This window comes from Nocardia sp. CC213A, assembly GCF_030766805.1.
Classification (GTDB): domain Bacteria; phylum Actinomycetota; class Actinomycetes; order Mycobacteriales; family Mycobacteriaceae; genus Nocardia; species Nocardia otitidiscaviarum.
The window spans coordinates 265,185-284,050 of sequence record NZ_JASFXA010000009.1; the positions used below are offsets into that span (position 1 = coordinate 265,185).

The 18,866-nt window shown below is 66.0% G+C and carries 19 protein-coding genes and 1 pseudogene; 3 read left to right on the forward strand and 17 right to left on the reverse strand.

Going from position 1 to position 18,866, the window contains the following annotated elements; all coding sequences use genetic code 11:
* Positions 1-130 precede the first annotated feature (130 nt).
* Positions 131-3,520: pseudogene (locus QJS31_RS19040) on the forward strand (DNA-directed RNA polymerase subunit beta); the annotation flags it as partial.
* Between the two features lie 63 nt (positions 3,521-3,583).
* Here the strand turns inward: QJS31_RS19040 and QJS31_RS19045 are convergent.
* From QJS31_RS19045 to QJS31_RS19085, 9 genes are all read right to left on the reverse strand, one after another.
* Positions 3,584-4,153 carry an alkaline shock response membrane anchor protein AmaP gene (locus QJS31_RS19045; RefSeq protein ID WP_282786324.1) on the reverse strand — a complete coding sequence of 190 codons (570 nt, stop codon included), beginning with the start codon at positions 4,151-4,153 and terminating at the stop codon, positions 3,584-3,586.
* Entirely contained in the window at positions 4,150-4,689 is a 540-nt protein-coding gene (locus tag QJS31_RS19050; RefSeq protein ID WP_282786326.1) for a DUF6286 domain-containing protein, read from the reverse strand. Before QJS31_RS19050 ends, QJS31_RS19045 begins: the two co-directional genes overlap by 4 nt.
* Complete coding sequence (locus QJS31_RS19055; RefSeq protein WP_282786328.1) at positions 4,686-5,027, reverse strand: Asp23/Gls24 family envelope stress response protein; 342 nt, start codon at positions 5,025-5,027, stop codon at positions 4,686-4,688. The genes QJS31_RS19050 and QJS31_RS19055 overlap by 4 nt, the downstream gene beginning before the upstream one ends.
* Complete coding sequence (locus tag QJS31_RS19060; RefSeq protein ID WP_029930217.1) at positions 5,024-5,212, reverse strand: hypothetical protein; 189 nt, start codon at positions 5,210-5,212, stop codon at positions 5,024-5,026. The genes QJS31_RS19055 and QJS31_RS19060 overlap by 4 nt, the downstream gene beginning before the upstream one ends.
* Positions 5,213-5,242: 30 nt before the next feature.
* Positions 5,243-5,728, reverse strand: a complete 486-nt coding sequence (locus QJS31_RS19065; RefSeq protein ID WP_306357290.1) for an Asp23/Gls24 family envelope stress response protein — start codon at positions 5,726-5,728, stop codon at positions 5,243-5,245.
* A 96-nt stretch (positions 5,729-5,824) separates the two neighbouring features.
* Positions 5,825-6,142, reverse strand: a complete 318-nt coding sequence (locus QJS31_RS19070; RefSeq protein ID WP_306357291.1) for a hypothetical protein — start codon at positions 6,140-6,142, stop codon at positions 5,825-5,827.
* The gene (locus QJS31_RS19075; protein ID WP_306357292.1) at positions 6,139-6,510 is read right to left on the reverse strand and encodes an Asp23/Gls24 family envelope stress response protein; all 372 of its coding nucleotides are present in this window, start codon (positions 6,508-6,510) and stop codon (positions 6,139-6,141) included. Before QJS31_RS19075 ends, QJS31_RS19070 begins: the two co-directional genes overlap by 4 nt.
* Entirely contained in the window at positions 6,507-7,100 is a 594-nt protein-coding gene (locus QJS31_RS19080; protein ID WP_306357293.1) for an Asp23/Gls24 family envelope stress response protein, read from the reverse strand. Before QJS31_RS19080 ends, QJS31_RS19075 begins: the two co-directional genes overlap by 4 nt.
* Positions 7,091-7,657, reverse strand: a complete 567-nt coding sequence (locus tag QJS31_RS19085; protein ID WP_306357294.1) for an RNA polymerase sigma factor — start codon at positions 7,655-7,657, stop codon at positions 7,091-7,093. The genes QJS31_RS19080 and QJS31_RS19085 overlap by 10 nt, the downstream gene beginning before the upstream one ends.
* 165 nt (positions 7,658-7,822) lie before the next feature.
* Between QJS31_RS19085 and QJS31_RS19090 the strand changes: the two genes are divergently transcribed.
* Positions 7,823-8,029: a CsbD family protein gene (locus QJS31_RS19090; RefSeq protein WP_282785721.1), complete on the forward strand. Its 207-nt coding sequence runs from the start codon at positions 7,823-7,825 to the stop codon at positions 8,027-8,029.
* Between the two features lie 99 nt (positions 8,030-8,128).
* Here QJS31_RS19090 and QJS31_RS19095 read toward each other — a convergent pair whose 3' ends face one another.
* Entirely contained in the window at positions 8,129-8,476 is a 348-nt protein-coding gene (locus QJS31_RS19095) for a DUF1330 domain-containing protein (RefSeq protein WP_282785720.1), read from the reverse strand.
* A gap of 63 nt (positions 8,477-8,539) precedes the next feature.
* Positions 8,540-8,962 carry a helix-turn-helix domain-containing protein gene (locus QJS31_RS19100; protein ID WP_282785719.1) on the reverse strand — a complete coding sequence of 141 codons (423 nt, stop codon included), beginning with the start codon at positions 8,960-8,962 and terminating at the stop codon, positions 8,540-8,542.
* Between the two features lie 78 nt (positions 8,963-9,040).
* Here QJS31_RS19100 and QJS31_RS19105 point away from each other — a divergent pair, with 78 nt between their 5' ends.
* Positions 9,041-9,451, forward strand: a complete 411-nt coding sequence (locus tag QJS31_RS19105; RefSeq protein ID WP_282785718.1) for a RidA family protein — start codon at positions 9,041-9,043, stop codon at positions 9,449-9,451.
* A gap of 16 nt (positions 9,452-9,467) precedes the next feature.
* On the opposite strand, the gene QJS31_RS19110 is transcribed toward QJS31_RS19105, so the two are convergent.
* The 6 genes from QJS31_RS19110 to QJS31_RS19135 all read right to left on the reverse strand — a co-directional run bounded on the left by QJS31_RS19110 (position 9,468) and on the right by QJS31_RS19135 (position 18,736).
* Complete coding sequence (locus QJS31_RS19110; protein ID WP_282785717.1) at positions 9,468-10,346, reverse strand: alpha/beta fold hydrolase; 879 nt, start codon at positions 10,344-10,346, stop codon at positions 9,468-9,470.
* Between the two features lie 113 nt (positions 10,347-10,459).
* Positions 10,460-10,657: a hypothetical protein gene (locus QJS31_RS19115; protein WP_306357295.1), complete on the reverse strand. Its 198-nt coding sequence runs from the start codon at positions 10,655-10,657 to the stop codon at positions 10,460-10,462.
* 247 nt (positions 10,658-10,904) lie between these two features.
* The gene (locus QJS31_RS19120) at positions 10,905-11,456 is read right to left on the reverse strand and encodes a hypothetical protein (protein WP_282785715.1); all 552 of its coding nucleotides are present in this window, start codon (positions 11,454-11,456) and stop codon (positions 10,905-10,907) included.
* 364 nt (positions 11,457-11,820) lie between these two features.
* Positions 11,821-12,965 (reverse strand): IS3 family transposase gene (locus QJS31_RS19125; protein WP_306357296.1). Its coding sequence is split into 2 segments (ribosomal slippage): positions 11,821-12,689 and positions 12,689-12,965, totalling 1,146 coding nucleotides; the frame shifts between segments, so codons are not numbered across the junction.
* A gap of 113 nt (positions 12,966-13,078) precedes the next feature.
* Positions 13,079-14,569 (reverse strand): hypothetical protein, encoded by a 1,491-nt coding sequence (locus QJS31_RS19130; protein WP_282781422.1) that lies wholly within the window; start codon positions 14,567-14,569, stop codon positions 13,079-13,081.
* A gap of 270 nt (positions 14,570-14,839) precedes the next feature.
* Positions 14,840-18,736, reverse strand: a complete 3,897-nt coding sequence (locus QJS31_RS19135) for a replicative DNA helicase (RefSeq protein ID WP_306357297.1) — start codon at positions 18,734-18,736, stop codon at positions 14,840-14,842.
* Positions 18,737-18,866: the final 130 nt, after the last annotated feature.

An 18,866-nucleotide genomic window follows, 5' to 3' on the forward strand; every position in this document is an offset into this window, starting at 1 on the left:
CCGATAATTCGGATGTCTATTTGTTCGTGCCCTCGACATAAGTCGTTTTCGGGTGTAATTTTGGACTTCGTTTCCGGGGAAGAACCGTCCAGATCTCGAAATCCGAACGACTGTGGGGATGTAAATGTCGAGTCGAGTATCGTTCGCCGAAATCCGTGAGCCGCTGGCGGTTCCGGACCTGTTGGGTATCCAGACCGATTCGTTCGAGTGGCTGGTCACGAGTGGTTTAGCGGAGGTGCTCGAGGAGATCAGCCCGATCGAGGACTTCGCCGCGACAATGTCGCTGACGCTCTCCGAGCCGCGCTTCGAGGAGATCAAGACCTCCGTCGAGGAATGCAAAGACAAGGATATGACCTATGCGGCGCCGCTGTTCGTGACCGCGGAGTTCATCAACAACAGCACCGGGGAGATCAAGTCTCAGACGGTGTTCATGGGCGATTTTCCGTTGATGACCGACCAGGGCACGTTCGTCATCAACGGCACCGAGCGCGTCGTCATCTCACAGCTGGTCCGCTCCCCCGGGGTCTACTTCGACGAGACCATCGACAAGGCGAGCGAGAAGACGCTGCACAGCGTCCGCGTCATCCCGTCGCGCGGTGCGTGGCTGGAGTTCGACGTGGACAAGCGCGACACCGTCGGCGTGCGCATCGACCGCAAGCGGCGGCAACCGGTGACCGTGCTGCTCAAGGCGCTCGGATGGACCGGCGAGCGGATCGAGGAGCGGTTCGGCTTCTCCGAGATCATGATGACCTCGCTGGCCAAGGACGGCACACCGGGCACGGACGAGGCGCTGCTCGACATCCACCGCAAGCTGCGGCCGGGCGAACCGCCGACCAAGGAGTCCGCGCAGAACCTGCTGGAGAACCTCTTCTTCCGGGAGAAGCGCTACGACCTGGCCCGCGTCGGCCGCTACAAAGTGGACAAGAAACTCGGCATCGGCACCGGCGCCGACGCGGCCCAGCGTCCGGGAGTGCTCACCGAGGCCGATATCGCCGCGATCATCGAATATCTGCTGCGCCTGCACCGGGGCGAGCAGGTCATGACCGGACCGGGCGGCGTGGAGGTGCCGGTCGAGGTCGACGATATCGACCACTTCGGCAACCGTCGCCTGCGCACGGTCGGCGAGCTGATCCAGAACCAGTTTCGTGTCGGCCTCTCCCGCATGGAACGTGTGGTGCGCGAGCGCATGACCACCCAGGACGTCGAGGCCATCACACCGCAGTCGCTGATCAATATCCGCCCCGTCGTGGCCGGGCTCCGGGAATTCTTCGGCACCTCGCAGATGTCGCAGTTCCTGGATCACCGCAACCCGCTCGCCAGCCTGACTCATAAGCGTCGGCTCTCGGCGCTGGGTCCGGGTGGCCTGTCCCGCGATCGTGCCAGCCTCGAGGTCCGCGACGTGCACTACAGCCACTACGGCCGCATGTGCCCGATCGAGACGCCCGAAGGCCCCAATATCGGTCTGATGGGCTATCTCTCGGTGTACGCGCGGATCAATCCGTTCGGATTCGTCGAGACGCCGTACCGCAAGGTCGTCAACGGCATCGTCACCGATGAGGTCGACTATCTGACCGCCGACCAGGAGGATCTGCACGTCGTCGCGCAGGCCAACGAACGGCTCGACGCGTCCGGGCGCTTCCTCGCCGGTCGAGTCGCGGTGCGGCGCAAGAACTCCGAGGTCGAACTCGTCGATACCGCCGAGGTCGACTACATGGATGTCTCGCCGCGCCAGATGGTGTCGGTGGCGACCGCCATGATCCCGTTCCTCGAGCACGACGACGCCAACCGCGCCCTGATGGGCGCGAACATGCAGAAGCAGGCGGTGCCGCTGTTGCGGTCCGAGGCCCCGCTCGTGGGCACCGGTATGGAGGCGCGGGCGGCGGTCGATTCCGGTGATGTCATCCTCGCCGAGAAAACCGGTGTGGTGGAGGAGGTTTCGGCCGATTTCATCACCGTCATGCACGATGACGGCACCCGCCGCAGCTACCGGCTGCGGAAGTTCGAGCGTTCCAATCAGGGCACGTGCGCGAATCAGCGTCCGATCGTGGACGAGGGTCAGCGGGTGGAGGCCGGTCATGTGCTCGCCGATGGTCCGTGCACCGAGAACGGTGAGATGGCCCTGGGTAAGAACCTGCTGGTGGCGATCATGCCGTGGGAGGGTCACAACTACGAGGACGCGATCATCCTGTCGCAGCGCCTGGTGGAGGAGGACGTGCTGACCTCGATCCACATCGAGGAGCACGAGATCGACGCGCGGGACACCAAGCTCGGTGCCGAGGAGATCACCCGCGATATCCCGAATGTTTCCGACGAGGTGCTCGCCGACCTCGACGAGCGGGGCATCGTGCGGATCGGTGCCGAGGTGCGTGACGGTGACATTCTGGTGGGCAAGGTGACGCCGAAGGGTGAGACCGAGTTGACGCCGGAGGAGCGGTTGCTGCGGGCGATCTTCGGTGAGAAGGCCCGCGAGGTCCGTGACACGTCGTTGAAGGTGCCGCACGGTGAGTCGGGCAAGGTCATCGGTGTGCGGGTGTTCTCCCGTGATGACGATGACGATCTGCCGCCGGGTGTCAACGAGTTGGTGCGGGTGTACGTGGCGCAGAAGCGCAAGATCCAGGATGGTGACAAGCTCGCCGGTCGCCACGGTAACAAGGGTGTGATCGGCAAGATCCTGCCCGTGGAGGATATGCCGTTCCTGCCGGATGGCACCCCGGTGGACATCATCCTCAACACCCACGGTGTCCCGCGTCGTATGAACATCGGTCAGATCTTCGAGACGCATCTCGGCTGGGTGGGCAAGGCGGGCTGGAACATTCAGGCCGTCGACGGCACCCGGCCCGAATGGGCACACCGGCTGCCCGAGGAACTGCTGTCGGCGGACCCGGGCACCAAACTCGCCACACCGGTCTTCGACGGCGTGCGCGAGGACGAACTCGCCGGACTGCTCGCCTCCACCCGTCCCAACCGCGACGGCGACGCCGTGGTCGGTCCGGACGGCAAGGCGACGCTGTTCGACGGCCGCTCCGGTGAGCCGTTCCCGTACCCGGTGGCCGTGGGCTACATGTACATCCTGAAGCTGCACCACCTGGTCGACGACAAGATCCACGCGCGTTCGACCGGCCCGTACTCGATGATCACCCAGCAGCCCCTCGGTGGTAAGGCGCAGTTCGGTGGTCAGCGCTTCGGTGAGATGGAATGTTGGGCCATGCAGGCCTACGGCGCGGCCTACACGCTGCAGGAACTGCTCACCATCAAGTCCGACGACGTGGTCGGCCGCGTGAAGGTCTACGAGGCCATCGTCAAGGGCGACAACGTCCCCGAACCCGGCGTGCCGGAATCGTTCAAGGTGTTGTTGAAGGAACTCCAGTCGCTGTGCCTGAACGTGGAGGTACTGTCCTCCGACGGTGCCGCCATCGAGATGCACTCCCAGGACGACGACGACATCGACCGTACCGCGGCCAATCTCGGTATCACGCTGTCGCGCAACGAGTCGGCCTCGATCAGCGACCTGCCGGGCTGAGCGGTGGGCCGCGCACGGAATCCGTTGCGCGGCCCACCATCACCCCGATGTGAGTGGTCGATGTCAGCGCACGCGGGCCTCGTCGTCGGACAGGCGCAGTTCCATGGTCACCGGAATCACGCCCACCTCCAGCGCCTCCCGCAGCCGGGCCACGGCCTCGCCGAGTATGCGCCGCCGCAACTCGGTGAGGTCGGCCTCCGGCGTGGCGGTGACCACCAGGTGCAGCTCCGGCGCCCGGCCCGGTCCGGACAGCCACGCGGCGGCCGAAGCCACGGTGTCGAAGGATTCGATATCGGCCGCCACCGCGCGCGCCGCCGTGGCCGAGGACAGCGTGGTCCGCCCGGCTGACTTCGCCTCCGCCAGTTGCCAGGTCACCGCTGATGGCAGGCGGAACAACTGCACGCTCAGCCAGCGCAGACACAGCAGTGCCAGCACCGCCGCACCCGCGATGACCGCGTAGAACACCCAGGTGGGCGGTTCGGCGGCGCCGGGGGTGAGCGGCTGCGAGCGATCCACCCAGCCCACCCAGCCGCGCTGGGCCGCGATCAGATAGCCGCCCGCGGCCAGTAGCAGCACGCCGACCACGGCGATGAGCGATCGGTTGAGGCGAGCCGGGCGGTTGACGGTGATCATCGGGAACCTCCGGTCCGGGCGGGACGCAACCGGGCGCGCACCCGCGTGGGATGCCGCGGGGCAATGCGATCGAGCGTGTCGGCTAGGGCCGCGTGCACGGTATCGGGCAACTCGCTGATATCCACGCGATTCGAGGCCGCGGAGACCCGCACCCCCTTGCCGCGCACCCGAACCCGCGCCCTCTCGATCCCCTGCACCCCGGCGGCGGAACGGTGCAGCGCCGTGCGCAGGCTGCGGCGCTCGATGCCGGCGTCGCTGCCGTCCACGGTGCGCAGTGGCAGCACCACCGCGCGGCCGGGAATCGCGGCCAGGGCGATGAGCAGCAGCCCGATCGCCGCGACCGTCGCCCCCGCGGCGAGCACCACGACGTCACCCCACTCGGTGTCGTGCAGTCGGGCGGCGACGCTGTCGTAGGAGACGAACTCCCCACTGCCCGTGAGCCGCTGGACGAGCGACACGATGACGGCCACCGCCAGCGCCAGCAGCGCCAGCGCCACCACCACCGCCGTGCCCACCCGCCGCGGCCGCCGGATCACCGCACCCTCCGGCGCGCCGACTCGGTAGCGGGAGCGGCGGGTTCCAGCTCCATGGCGGAGATCTCGATATCCACGCCGGTGACCCTCAGGCCCGCGAGTTCGCCGACCCGTGCGATCAAGTGCGCGCGGCAGGACTCGGCGATGCGGGCCACCGGCAGCGGATACCGCACCGGCAGGCGCACCCGCAGGGCGGCGGCATCGGAGGTGACATCGGCGTCCACGCCGACCTGCGACCCCACCCCGTCCACCTCGGTGGCCGCGTGCGCCGCCAGACGGCGCACCGCCCGTTCGGAAACGGTGGTGGTGCCGGGCAGTTCGAGCGCGACCGCGGCGGTCACCGCCGGCTCCGATCCTGTGCCGACCGGATCAGGCCGGCCAGATCGATCGCGCCGTCGAGCCAGCGGCCGACCAGCAGGCCCAGCCCGGCGAACACCAACACGATGGCGAACGCGCCGAATCCGCCGAAGGCCATGGCGAACCCGAGCGCGATACCGACGGCGAGACTGATCGTCGTGGCGTTCATGTGCGTCTCCTCAGCTGCGGGCGGATGGGATTACTGCACGCGATTGGATGCGGGCGACTCGTCATCGTCGTCGCCGGGAATGTAGACGTCGTTGACGTTGATATTCACCTCGACGACCTCGAGGCCGGTCATCTGCTCGATGGCGGTGATGACATTGCGGCGCACCGCACGCGCCAGCTCCGCGATGGAAACGCCGTATTCGACCACCAGCTCCAGATCGACGGCGGCCTGCTTCTCACCGACCTCCACCGAAACACCCTGGCCCACACTGGCCGACGCGCCCGGAATGCGGTCCCGGATCGCGCCGAACGCGCGGGCCGCGCCGCCGCCCAGCGCGTGCACGCCGCGCACCTCGCGGGCGGCGAGTCCGGCGATCTTCTGCACCACGATGTCGCCGATGGTGGTGGTGCCCTGATCGGTCACCAGCGCATCATCATTCGCCGCCTTGCGCACGGCCGTGTCCTGGCCGTCGGCGGCGGTCTTGCCGGTCGACTTCTCGGTGCTGGTTCCGGTCATGTCTTCCTCCTGAATTTGGTTGTAGTGCAGCGGAACAACGTGTCCGTACTGGTTCGACACCGGGAGTGCGACAAGCTCACGCCCGCTGTCCGTGATCTAGGTAACTGCGTCGTCGCCGAAAGCCGCGGCGTCGAGTTCGGCGACCACCACGCGGATAGCCGCCTCGGCCCAGGCGGTGTCCCGCAACAGCGCCCGCACCGCGGTGGACAGTCGTTCCACCAGCGGGCGCAGCGGCAAAGCGGTTGCCGCCACCCGGATTTCGACGACCTCCTTCGTCAGATCGACCGCATACGCCCGGCCGCCGCGGGGCAGCCAGGTCACCGCGTCGAGACCGAACGGCGCGACCGGGCGCAACCCATCCGTCGCCTCGATCGCCTCGACGATCGCTTCCAGCAATTCCGCCGCAGCGGTCACAGTGCCCCCGGTTCGATATCGAGAATGGTCACCGACACCTCGTCGACGGTGACTCCGGTCTGCTCCCGGACGGTGTCGACCACCGCCCGCTGTACCGCCGCGCCCACGGTCGCGGCACGACTTTCGGCTCCCAGGGACAGGTCCACCTGGACGGCGAGTCCGCCGGTGGCCGTGCGCTGCACGCGCACCCCCTCCGAAGCCGCCGACTCCTGGCCGATCAGCAGCTGCTTGCCCAGGCGCGCCCAGCCCACCACCAGACCGCGCAGGCCGGGCTCGAGCCGTGCCACCCCCGGCACCGACGCGGCGGCGCGCGCGGCCACCGCGGCCACCACCGCGTCCGAGACGACGAGTTCCGCGTCCACCGTCATCGGTCTCGTTCCTGGTAGACGTCGTCGACGGTGACATCCAGGCGGCCGAGCAGCAGGCCCGCGCGCGCCGAGACGGCCGCCGCCACCCGCTGGCGCACCAGCGGCACGATGCCCTCCAGGCTGCCGCCGCGCATGCGCACCGCGATGGACAGCGTCACCCGCACGATATTCGCGCCGTCGGGCCCGGTGCCGACACTGCGCATCCGGCACCGCCGCGCCCGCACCCCCGGAACGCTGTCGGCGGCGTAGCGGATCACCACCGCGACCGCCTGCTCGCTCACCTCCACCGTGCCCGGCAGGTCGGTGGGCAGCTCCAGCGTCTGCCCGCGCCGCACCTCGGCGCGCACCGCGAACATGATCCGGCCGAACAGGTCCGGCGGTGTCGGTTCCGGTTCGTCGATCAGCTCCTGGGTGGCCTCGCGCAGCGCCAGCAGACTCTCCCGCGCCGCCCGGCAGTCCGCGCAGCGCGCCTCGTGCGCGTCCGCGTTGCCCGACTGCACGGCGTCCAGCCGCCGCCACACCTGTTCCATGCCGCGCCCACAGGGCAGCAGATAGTCCTCGTCGGTATCGGTTACATCCGTCATCGCCATGCCTTCATCACCTCCGCCAATTGCACCCGGGCCCGGGCGATGCGCCCGCGGACCGCCGTGACGTTCGCACCGACGATGTCGCCGATCTCCTCGTACGAGCGGCCGTGCACCTCCCGCAGCAGCCAGCACGCCCGCTGCTCCGGCGTCAGTTGCTGCAAGGCCGCCGTCAGCGCCTCCAATTGGCTGTTCACCTGCACCGCGTGCTCGGGTCGGATGTCGTGACGTGGTGACACCGTGCTGTCCGGATCCACATCCGCCGCGGGCTGACGGGCCCGCAGCACATTCAGGCACCGGTTCGTGGTCGCCCGGTACAGCCACCCCGCGAACGCGGCATCGTCGTGTAGCTGACCGATCCGTCGCCACGCCGTCAGGAAGACCTCCTGCACGACATCCTCGGCCTCGCTCCGGTCCGCCAGCATCTTCGCCGCCAACCGGAACATCGGCCCCTGATAGCGCAGGACTAGCTGTTCGTAGGAACGAACATCGCCGTCCCGCGCCCGACTCACCAGGGTGGCATCGTCGAGTTCTGCCGCATGTGCCGCATCCGTCGGGGTCACCACGCCTCCTCACCGTTCACCAATCAGGACACGGCTATCTCGAAAACATCACGCTCCAGTATCCGTGACCGTTGTCTCATCGTTAGCCGAGTGACGTTCCCGTGCCTCCAGTGTCCTCATATCGGTGCCTGAATCCGGGCACAAACACTCGATACGGAGGTTTCGATGTCTCTGAGTGACAAGATCAGCAACAAGGCCGAGGACCTCACCGGCAAGGCCAAGGAAGCCGCCGGTGACGTGACCGGTGACGACGAACTGCGCGGCGAGGGCAAGGCCGACCAGCTCTCCGCCGGGCTGAAGGACGCCGCCGAGGACATCAAGGACGCGGTCGGCGACGTCGTGGACAAGGTGAAGGGCACGTTCGGGAAATAGTCCGGCGAGCCGTGCACGGCATCGAGCCCCGCCCGGGAAGGGCGGGGCTCGATGCGCGGATACGGCTGCCGGTGCGATCCCGGCGAACGGGCGGCCGCGCTACCCGCCCGCCAGGCTCTCGCGGATGGCCCGCACCGCCGCGGTCGGCGAGTAGTCCGCGGGCACCCCCTCCACCATGATGATGTCCCCCTCGATATGCCGCGACCGCAGCGGCGCGATCTCCCGATAAGCGGGCGAATCCCACCACGCCCGCGCCTCCTCGATCCCCGGGAACCCGATCATCACCACGTGCCCGGGCCAACTCCCCTCCTTCACCTCATGCTCCTTCATGTGCACGAGGTAGCGCCCCCCGAACTCCGCGAAGGTCCCCGGCAACCGCTCAATGTACTCGGCGATATCCGGATGTGGAGTGGCATCACGCAGATGGGCGATTACGTAGGCAGACATGGCATCCTCCGGTCGATCTTGTTCGTCTCACCGATGGTTGCACGCGGATGGCCCTGGGAGCGATTACCTTTCGGGTAACGGCCGCGCGGTGCCCGCTCGTTGGTGCTCTGCCAGCACCTCGTCGTCGAAGCGGGCGCGGGCGCGCTCGACATCGGGCAGCGTGACGGTCGCCCAGTGCAGCAGGGCGTCGATGAGGCCCTGCAACGATTTTCCCAGTGGTGTGATGCGGTATTCGACCGCGACGGGCCGCGTGCCGATCACCACGCGCTCGACCATGCCGTTGCGCTCCAGGCGGCGCAGGGCGGTGGTGAGCGACTTCTGCGTCACCACCGGGATGGCGCGGCGAAGTTCGTTGAAGCGCAGCGACTTTCCGCAGAGGGCGTCCATGATCTGCAGCGACCACTTGTCCAGCATCTGATCGAGCAGCTCACGGTGCTGGTCGGTGAGCTGCGGGGCGTCCGTGCCGGAGGGGGTGGTTTCCTGCATGCCACCTAGTCTCGTTGAAGTTCCCTTCGAGTACCAGGTAGACATCGGATACCTACTCCGACAATGAAGGGATCATCCGTGACAGTGCAGCTGCTCACCCCGCCCGGCATGTTCACGCCCGTTCCGTACCACCACGTCTCGATCGGTACCGGGTCCCGCCACATTCACGTCGCCGGCCAGATCGCCCGCGACGCCGACGGCAATCCGGTGGCGCCCGGTGACCTGGCCGGACAGCTCGTACAGGCCCTGCGCAATACCGCGCGCGGCCTGGCCGGTGCCGGGGCCACCTTCGCCGACGTGGTCCGCCTCCGCTTCTTCGTCACCGGATGGACCCCCGACAAGTACGACGAGTTCGTCGCGGGCATCGAACGCGTCACCGACGAACTCGGCATCCCCCGACCGCTGCCGCCCGTCTCGGCCATCGGCGTCGACTACCTCTTCGAGCCCGACGTGCTCGTCGAGGTCGAGGCATACGCCGTGCTCGACTGACCCGCGTTCGCCGATCTCAGGATTGCGCCCGCTCGACCAGGGCGGCAATCCGGTCGGCGATCGCGGAGGCGCTGTCCTCGGGGAAGAAATGCCTGCCCGCCACCACGTCCGGCGCCGCCAGTCCGGCTGCCTCCGCCGCCTGCCGCCCATGCTTGGTCAAGGTCAGCGCCGGATCATCGCGAGCCCACACCACCTGCACCGGATATTCGTCCGCACCGAGCACCCCTCGGTACAGGCGCTCCTTCTCCGGTGTCGTCTCGAACGACCGCATGATCCGCAGGAACGCCCGTCCACCGTCTCCGCGGGTCAGCAGTGCCCGATGCACGTCGATCTCAGCGCCGGTGACCGAGGTGTCGGCGGCGAGTCCGATGCGCCGCATGAGCGCACGGAAGACCGGCCCCCGCGCTCCCGCCAACCACATCCGATTCACCCCGGGTACCTCGAAAGGCCGCATGGACCATGGCTTCCGAAACGACGCCGCCGCCACCACGGTATCCAATACGGTCAGCGAGGCGATCCGCCCGGGATCGGCCGCGACCGCCTCGAACCCCACCGGCCCGCCGATGTCGTGCACCACCAGATGCACCCGCTCCAACCCCATCCCCCGAATCAGTTCCCCCACATGCCGCCCCAGCCCACTCCAGCTGTAATCGAACTCCACCGGCCGCTCCGACAACCCCAACCCCGGCAGATCCGGCGCGATCCCCCGAAACCCCCGCCCCGCCAACTCCCCGAGCACATGCCGCCACAGATAGCTCGACACCGGAACCCCGTGCAGCAGCAGCACACTCGGCCCCGCCCCCACATCCCGCACAAAGGTCCGCACCCCACCGACCTCGACATACCGCCCAGCCGCCGCATGCGCATCCAACAACCGCGCCACCCTGGCATCCATATCGACCATGCTGGTCGATTGCACCTCGATTACCAAGGCTTCTCGCGCATCCGATCACCCTCCGCCACACGAACGGGTGCGACCGGTCCCCCGCGACCGGTCGCGCATCGCACCTAGCCGGACAGGCTGCTGAGGATGCAGGAGAACTGCGCCAGCGGGTGGATGACGGTCTGGCAGTTGTTCGCGATCTGCTCGGTCGCCGCCGGAGCGTGCGGTTCGAGCGACAGCGGGGCAGCGGCAGCGGCCCCCGCACCGGCCAGGGCCGCGGCGCCGACAACAGCACCAACGAGGACTCCGCGCAGTACGCGCATCTGAAACTCCTTGCGTATCAGGAAACGGCGGCCGGAGAACGCCCGGACGCGCCGCCCAACCTACCCGATTCTGTTGTGTCCGAGCGACTTCGGCGAGTGCTCGGCACAATGAACCGACGTTCATCCCTCGTTGTGTCGAGAACCCTTCGATTCCTACGACACTCCTGACTCATCGTTGAGGCCGGCGAACCGGGTTCCGGGCTTCTTCTACGATTCGAAGGGGCATCGTGTGGTGTAGTGGCCGATCCTATGATTGACGGGCCATCGACGTTGGTGTCTCGGCCCGTGTATGAGAAGGGGGCGAGTCCGATCCGAGTTGGAGTGCGATGGCCGCGATAAGCAGCGCTGCGCCCCCGATGGTGTAGAAGAGGCGGAGCTTCCCGGTCGAGTGCACTTCCTTCTTCCATGCGAAGAAAAACCGAACCTCCTGCGGGCTACTCTTCCCGATCTGTCCGGTCAGGCCCGCTTGTGGAAGATGGGTTCTGAGTTGCTGCTCAAGATCGAGGCCGTGTTGTACGGCGCCAGTCAGCAGGCGGTGATACCAGACTTTGTCGACGAAATAGAAGGACATCCATAACACAAATCCCAGGAACAGTACAATAAAAGACAGTTGAACCGAGTGGCCAAAGACCTTCACTGCAGTGCTGTCCTTCGCGGCAACTGCGGCGGCGCCGAAGGCAAACGTTAGAACAGTCATGGCGAGTCCGCGTATGCGCCATTCAATATCGTTGAAATGCTGCTGCACTTCAATTGTCTTCTTCCACATCTCAAGATAGTGGGGAATATCTTCCTTCTCCAACTAGGCCTCCTTGAAATCGAAACATAACAGAATCTCTGAGAACCCTTCTGCAAGCGTGTAACTTGGGTGAACTTCATGACCTGCAGATATTGATTGTTCCCGCTCTATGTCGTCGTCAGTCCAATGGGATACTCGACGCAGGAGCTCGTAATCTGTCCGGTGCTGTGCGACGCCGGGTGGTGAACCCCGTCCTCGGCAAACAGATTGCCGGTGAAGGTTGTTCGTCGGTGATGGTGTCGGTGAGGGCTTCGGCCTGTGCAGCGATCCGTATCGCCCGGGCGGGATCAGTTTCTGTTATTGCAGTCACGATCCCCGCCAACGCTTTTGCCTTCCCCCTGGAATCGTCGAGGGCGAGGTTCCGTGTTCAGTTGGTCCCGCAGCCCACTGGGTGGTGGGTGTGGGTGCAGGCCGCAGCGTACTCGGCCGGCGTCAGGTAGCCCAGCGCCGAATGCCGATGCCGATGGTTATGGTCGGCCTTGAAATCGCCGATCACCACCCGGGCCTCGAGCAGGCTGGTCCAGTGGTTGCGGTTGAGGCACTCGGCCCGCAGCCGGCGGTTGAACGATTCGACGAACCCGTTGTTCCAGGGCGTGCCGGGCGGGATGTAGAAGAGCCCGACCCGATCGGTGCAGAACTGTTGCAGGGCAACGGAAATGAACTCCGGACCGTTGTCCATCCGCAACACCCTCGGTGGACCTCCCGCCGCCGCGAATGCCCTGTCCAGCTCGGCGACGAGTCGCTCGGCGGTGATCGAGCGTTCCACCACGTGCAACAGCGATTCACGGGTGTGTTCGTCGATCATCGACGCGATCTTCACCGCCCGACCGTCGGTGGTGGAATCGAACTGGAAATCCAACGCCCACACCACCTTCGGCGCATCCGCCTCCACCGGTGGAACCGAGGAGACCCCGGCCCGTTTGCGCGGGTGATGTTCACGAACCTGCAGACCCTCCTCACGCCAGAGCCGGTGGACCTTCTTGATGTTCACATCGCTGCCCTCGTCGAACCGCAGCGCCGCCCAGGCACGGCGGAACCCGTGGCCTTGGTGTTTGACCGCGTAGGAGCGCAGCCAGGCCCGCAAACCGGCGTCCGGATCGGTCGGGGTGTCCTTGATCGGCAGCCGCCGATAGGTCGACCGATTCAGCCCAACGACCTTGCACGCGAACCGTTCCGACATGCTCTTGACTTCGCGAAGCATGTCCACGGCGCGACGCTTGGTGGCTGGGCTCAGAATTTTCCCCGAGCGATCTCCCGCAGCGCGTCCTTCTCCAGCTCGGCGTCGGCGAGCAGCCGCTTGAGGCGGGCGTTCTGCTCGCGCAGCTCCTTGAGTTCCTTGGCGGCGTCGGTGTCCACGCCGCCGTACTGGCGGCGCCAGTTGTACAGCGTCGCTGCCGATATCCCGATTTCGGCGGCGGCTTCCTCGCCGGTCTTACCGGCGGCGGTCAGCTCGTCGGCACGGCGCAGCTTCCGCACGATGTCCTCCGCGGAATGCCGCTTGCGTCCTGCCATGTCGATCAGTGTCCCTTCTCGGCCCCCATCAGGCCAAACAGGACTCTAATGCCAAGTGGTCTCATTCATTGGGGACGGCCCACTTGCGCGCTGCTCCATTCAAATCTGTGGTGTTACCTACCTCCTGATGCTCCCATGAGGAACGCCCACACCTGGGCCAACGCTGAGTAAGGCTGCGACGACGATCCTCGTGCTTGGCGAGTACTGCTGCTTAGCGAGGCGGGTGGGAAGACGTCGAACGAGTCATGACGACCCAGCGCGGCTCGGGCGGTGTGGTCGTAAGTAGAGTTGATGCTTGCGCCCGTTGTCTCAAACTCCAGTGTCCAGTCCTCAATGAGGTCAGCTGGGTGAACCAATTCCGCCTTTTCGACCCGCCCACCTGGGCCTCGCAGCTCGAACATCTTTGGTAGGTCGAGATCATCGCCGAGGGGATGGACGGTGATGTGCTGCCACTCGCTCAGTTCCTCTGTGTAGAGCCACTGATAGGCATCGAAATTGTCATCGAAACGTGGTGATGCGGTGTCGTTTTCGGCTGGGCCGGTCTGGGTAATGTCGAGCAGGGCACCGTCGCGGAGCTCTGCGGTGTAAGGCACGGTCAACAGACGGTCACGCAGAATCACCCAGTCCCAGTATCCGTTGCCATCGTTATCGATCTTCTGGCCTTCGACTCGGACATCGGCGAGCAGACGCACGGTGTAGTCGACCATCACGCCGGTTCCGTCCTCGTCGGTGGCGTATACGTCCATCACTGCAACGTCAACAAGCTCCACACCGGCTGCGACTTCGGCTTCGGGATCCATCATCGTTTCGATCTCGGCGTCCTCGCCCCAGTCATGATCCCTGCCGATGCTGACGTCGACGATGTCGATCCATTCCGGGGGCGGCCCATGACGATCGTAGGCCTTCCACGCCTCTTCATAGTCGCTCTGCAGCGACGCAGCGACGATCCCGAGCACCGCGACCACGTCGATTTGCTCAACAGGCGGAGGTGGGGCAGGCGCTGGGCCGAAGAACTTGTCGAGCATCTCTTGTTCGAGTGCCGCGCCGGATTGCTTCCAAATCCGTATATCGCTCTTCGCGTGGCCGAGCGTCAGCACGGTCTTCACCACATCGGCCTCGTTGCCACTGAGGAAGACGACGGACCGCAGCTCGTTGCCGGCCCGGTCGAGGACACCGCGCACCCAGGCGGAATCGGCGGCACCAGTACGCACGCCGGTCTTCACAGAGCCGGGACCGGTGCCCAGGATCTGATCACGCAGGCCAGCCATTGCTGATTCTCCGGTCAACCCGATGACGATGACGTTCGGAATGCCGGCGCATGTCTTGCGCAGCTTGTCGGCGATCTGCGCACTGTCGAGGTCTGAGAGCGGTGGGTCCTCGGCAAGGCCTGCCCGGCGCAACCTCTTGTGCATCTGACGCTGCGACCTCAGGTCTTCCCAGGCATGCACTGCAAACTCCAGCATCACAACTTCTGGAATCCACAGCTCGGCGTCGCGCGCTGCGAGACCAGCGGCCAGACGTTGGATACCGCCGATATTGAGGCGGCCATCGCCGAAGAAGCATGCATCGAGCACCGCAGCTTTGGCCCAGGCGCTATCGCTCACACGAGCCATCTTGTCACCACGAGGCCGGGTTGGGCTTGGAACTGAGGGTGGTGGTCACTCAGAGCTCAGCAGCGGAACGAGTGCGTATCTGTGGCTGTATTGCGTTGCTAAAGCGTCGATGTGGGCTACCTCTGCTGCCGCGCGTGCGCGCAGTAAGTCGTCGGGGCAGTTTGGCTGCCCGTCTCACAACCGCTTCATATACGAAGTCGACCTGAAGTTGATCGTGAGATCATGAAGCGCGGCGTGAGACCCTACAACAACAACAACGCGTTAGCCGCGTGCCATATCCACGAACCGGCTCAAATGCAGCTGGTGCGCAACGGTAATCGTCGCGGTGGGGCCGTTGCGGTGCTTGCCGAGGATGAGGTCGGCCTCGCCGCCGCGCGGGTCGTCCCGTTCGAAGGCGTCGGGGCGGTGCAGCAGGATGACCATATCGGCGTCCTGTTCGAGGCTGTTGTGGACGGCGATCCCCTGTGCCACGAAGTTGTGTGTGCCGGGAACGGTGCCGTCGTAGACGTCCTGCTCGCCGAGGCTGGTGATCTCGACGATGCGGTCCCAGAAGACGTCGTTCGTCGCGAACATCTCGATATCGGCGTCGTCCAAGACGTCGGCGACGCGCGCCAGGCGAGAACGGCTCGGGGAGTGCTTCCACATGGTGGAACCGCAGAAGCGGGAGCCCATGGCAGCCTGGAACTCGCGATGTGAGATCTCCTTGGTGGCCAGCAGGGTGCGAACCTTGTTCCAGATCTCCTTGGGTACCGTGTCTACGTTGGTGTTTCGAGTCATTGGCTCGAGTTCGAGCAGCGCCGCCTCAGCGGCTGTTCCCCTGGCACCGTGAACGCCGATGTTCTTCAGGAAGATTGTCTGATTGTCCGCGCCGTCGATGGTGAGGTGCCAGCCGTCACGGTAGCCCGGTTTGCGGACCTGCCTGATGCGTCCGTGGACACCGACGCGGAGCAGCAGTTGCGCGAGGTCATCGATGAGTCGACGGCTGGTGCTGGAGTAATAGATGCGGGCCTGGCGTCCCTTCACGTCCCATCGCACCGAACCATCGGTTGCCCACAGGTGCCGGATGAACAGTGCAACCTGATCGTTGGGTAGCGTGTGAATGCGCTGCGGGATGAACTTTTCGTAGCTGCGGAGGCCGAAGAGTCCCAGTTCGTCCAACCATGCGGCGATCGGATTGCGCTTGCCGTGTGTGAGGCGGTACGGCGCGGGCAGGCGCAGCGTCGTCACCCGGGCGGCGGCATACTCGTCGCGGACGGGCGTGATGCCGAAATGCGCTGCGGCGGTGCTCACCGCGGCGAGGTTCTCCTCATCGATGCTGGCGTATCGGATCGGCTGCCCCTTCACACAGGAGCCGTCACCGATCATGTGCGCGAGCATGATCACTTCCGCGTCCGCCATGCGCTCGGTGTGCACCGGTTCGGGAACGACACGTGGGGTCGCAAGGCGGTCGCCGACAGCGAGCTTTTCCAGGGGGATCCACCCATCCACGGTCAGGAACGGGTGATTGCCGGTCGCCTCGACCTCGCGGCCGGAGGCCAGGCGCAGGCGAAAGACTTCTTTCCGGCCGCTGGGGAACACCTTCACCATCGGACGCGCGACCATGCGCATGCGCTCGTCGAGCGACCACACCAGTGGCTGTTCGCCGCTGGTCAGCAGTTCGCCCAGCGTGACTTCATTTCCGGTGTCTGCTCGCAGGATTCGCGTCGACGCCGGGAGACAGCCGGACTCACGAAGGTCGGACACCATCGGCCGCTTATCCGTTCGCTGTTCCGGACCACGGTTCAGCTGGGAGATCGCGACCACCGGAACCTCGAGTTCCTTCGCCAGCAGCTTGAGGCTTCGGGAGAATTCCGAGACTTCCTGCTGCCGGGATTCGACCTTCTTGCCGGAGGTCATCAGCTGGAGGTAGTCCACAACTACCAGGCGTAGGTCGTGCCGCTGCTTCAAACGACGCGCCTTCGCGCGGATCTCCATCATGGTGAGGTTGGGCGAATCATCCACGAACAGCGGCGATTCGGAAATCTCACTCATCCGCCGCGCCAGCTTCGCCCAGTCGTCATCACTCATCCGCCCCGACCGCATATCGCCCAGCTTGATCTTCGCCTCGGCGGACAGCAGACGCATGACGATTTCGGTCCGGCTCATTTCGAGCGAGAAGATGACACTCGCCAAGCCGTGCCGAATCGAGCAGCTCCGCATGAAATCCATGCCCAGGGTGGAGTTGTGGGTCGGGACCATCGAACGGCTCGCGAGGTATAGGTGGTCGACGTTGTCGACCTCTACACACCGGACGGGGACGCTCGCTACCGGTCGGACGTCGACAATGAAGCGTGAGCCGGAGCGAGCGGTGTTCTTCGCGCCACGACGCTGTTTGTGCAGCAGTTCTTTCCTGCTGAGCCCGAACACCGCGTCCTCGGTGGCGAAGGTCAGGGTGTAGGCGGTCGAGGATTGCTCGGTGCGACCCCGGACCGACTTGGTGGATAGCTGGCAGCGGTAGCCGAGGCTGACGATCAGTTCCGAAACATCGCGGGCCAGACGCTCATTGGTGACACTGAATTGGACGGAACCACCCTTGGTGACTGTGCCGTCGGTATCGAGTAATCCGGCGAGCAGTGCCCGCCGCTGGCTCTCCGAGGCGCGCAGGTACTCGAGCGGAATGTGCTTGTCCCCCAGCACCCCGATCGTCCGCAGCCGCGCCTGTAGCGTCCCGATGGCATTTCGGCAGGACTGGCACAGCCGCAGACCGATGGATGGCCCGCCGCATTGCGGGCAGGTGGGGCCGGGGACAGTTGCGGAGACGAACCGCACTCTGCCGCCGCAGGTGCGGACCTGGCTGGTGAACGGCACGAATTCTGCTCCGCACACGATGCATTCGCGAGGCGGAACCGGATCTGCCGCAGGCAATTGCAGGCTGTAGCGCAGGGGAGCCGATTCCGACTGCACCGTGACGATTCCCTCGTTCTCGATGCGGAGAATGATCTCGGGATCGGCGGTGGTCAGCTGGGCGCAGGCCGAACTTCCGTCGCCGAGCCATGCACCGAGCGTGTACGGCGGAACCAGCAGATCGCGTTCCGGCAACTGTAGCGGCCCGGTGTTCGGTACCGAGTGGTTGAGTCGCCGGTCCGCGGTGTCGCAGCGGAGCGTGTCGGCGATCTCCGCGGTGGTGCGGACCGCGGCGACGGTGCGCTGATCGCGGCTGGGGTCGGCTGCGGTGGCCTGTGCCGCCCGGCGGGACGCGCGGGTCTCGGTGAGCCACTGGTGCTGTGCGTCGGCGACGATCACCGTGCCGTCGGAGAACTCCACCTCGTAACAGGGGCGGTCGCGCATGACCTCGGTGGCCGCCACCACGCGTGTGGGGCGGCCCTGTGCATCGAGCAGGTCGTCCCCGGCCCGGACCTCACCCATCGTCGTCCACCCGGTCGGCGTCGGCAGCGGCGTATCGAGGGCGAGTGCCTTGCCCACGCCGGGCCGCGCCGCGACGATGATCATCTGCCCCGGGTGCAACCCGTTGGTCACTTCGTCGAGTTCGGTGAAGCCGGTGGGGACGCCGAGGGAGATGCCGCCGCGGGAGGCGATGGAGTCGAGTTCGTCCATGGTGGGCTGGAGGATTTCCTCCAGGGGGGCGAAGTCCTCGGTGGAGCGGCGTTCGGTGACCTCGTAGATTTCGGCCTGGGCGCGGTCCACGACCTCGGCGACGTCTTGGCCGTCGGCGCCCGCGTAGCCGTACTGGACGATGCGGGTGCCGGCTTCGACCAGGCGGCGGAGGATGGCCTTCTCGGCGACGATCTCGGCGTAGTAGCCGGCGTTGGCGGCGGTGGGGACGGTTTGGGTCAGGGTGACCAGGTACGGGGGGCCGCCGATGCGTTTGAGTTCGCCGCGGCGGTCCAGGGCGGCGGAGACGGTGACGGGGTCGGCGGGTTCGCCGCGGCCGTAGAGATCCAGGATGGCGTCGTAGACGGCCTGGTGGGCGGGGCGGTAGAAGTCACCGGGACGGATCACCTCGACCACGTCGGCGATGGCGTCCTTGGACAGCAGCATGCCGCCGAGGACGGATTGCTCCGCGGCCATGTCGTGCGGCGGCTGGCGGCCGAAGTCCTCACCGGGCGGCTCGTAGGACGGGCCCTGCTCCTCGTGGCCGCGGTCGTCGACGACTGCCATCAGACTCGACCGTCCTCTCTCATCTCCAACCACCTTCGATGACTCGTTGTACGCCTGCGCACCGACATGTTTCGGGACGCTTCGCGGCGTTGCGAGTGCGCGTCGGCAAACTCGTGGTGCCGAGCGCTGG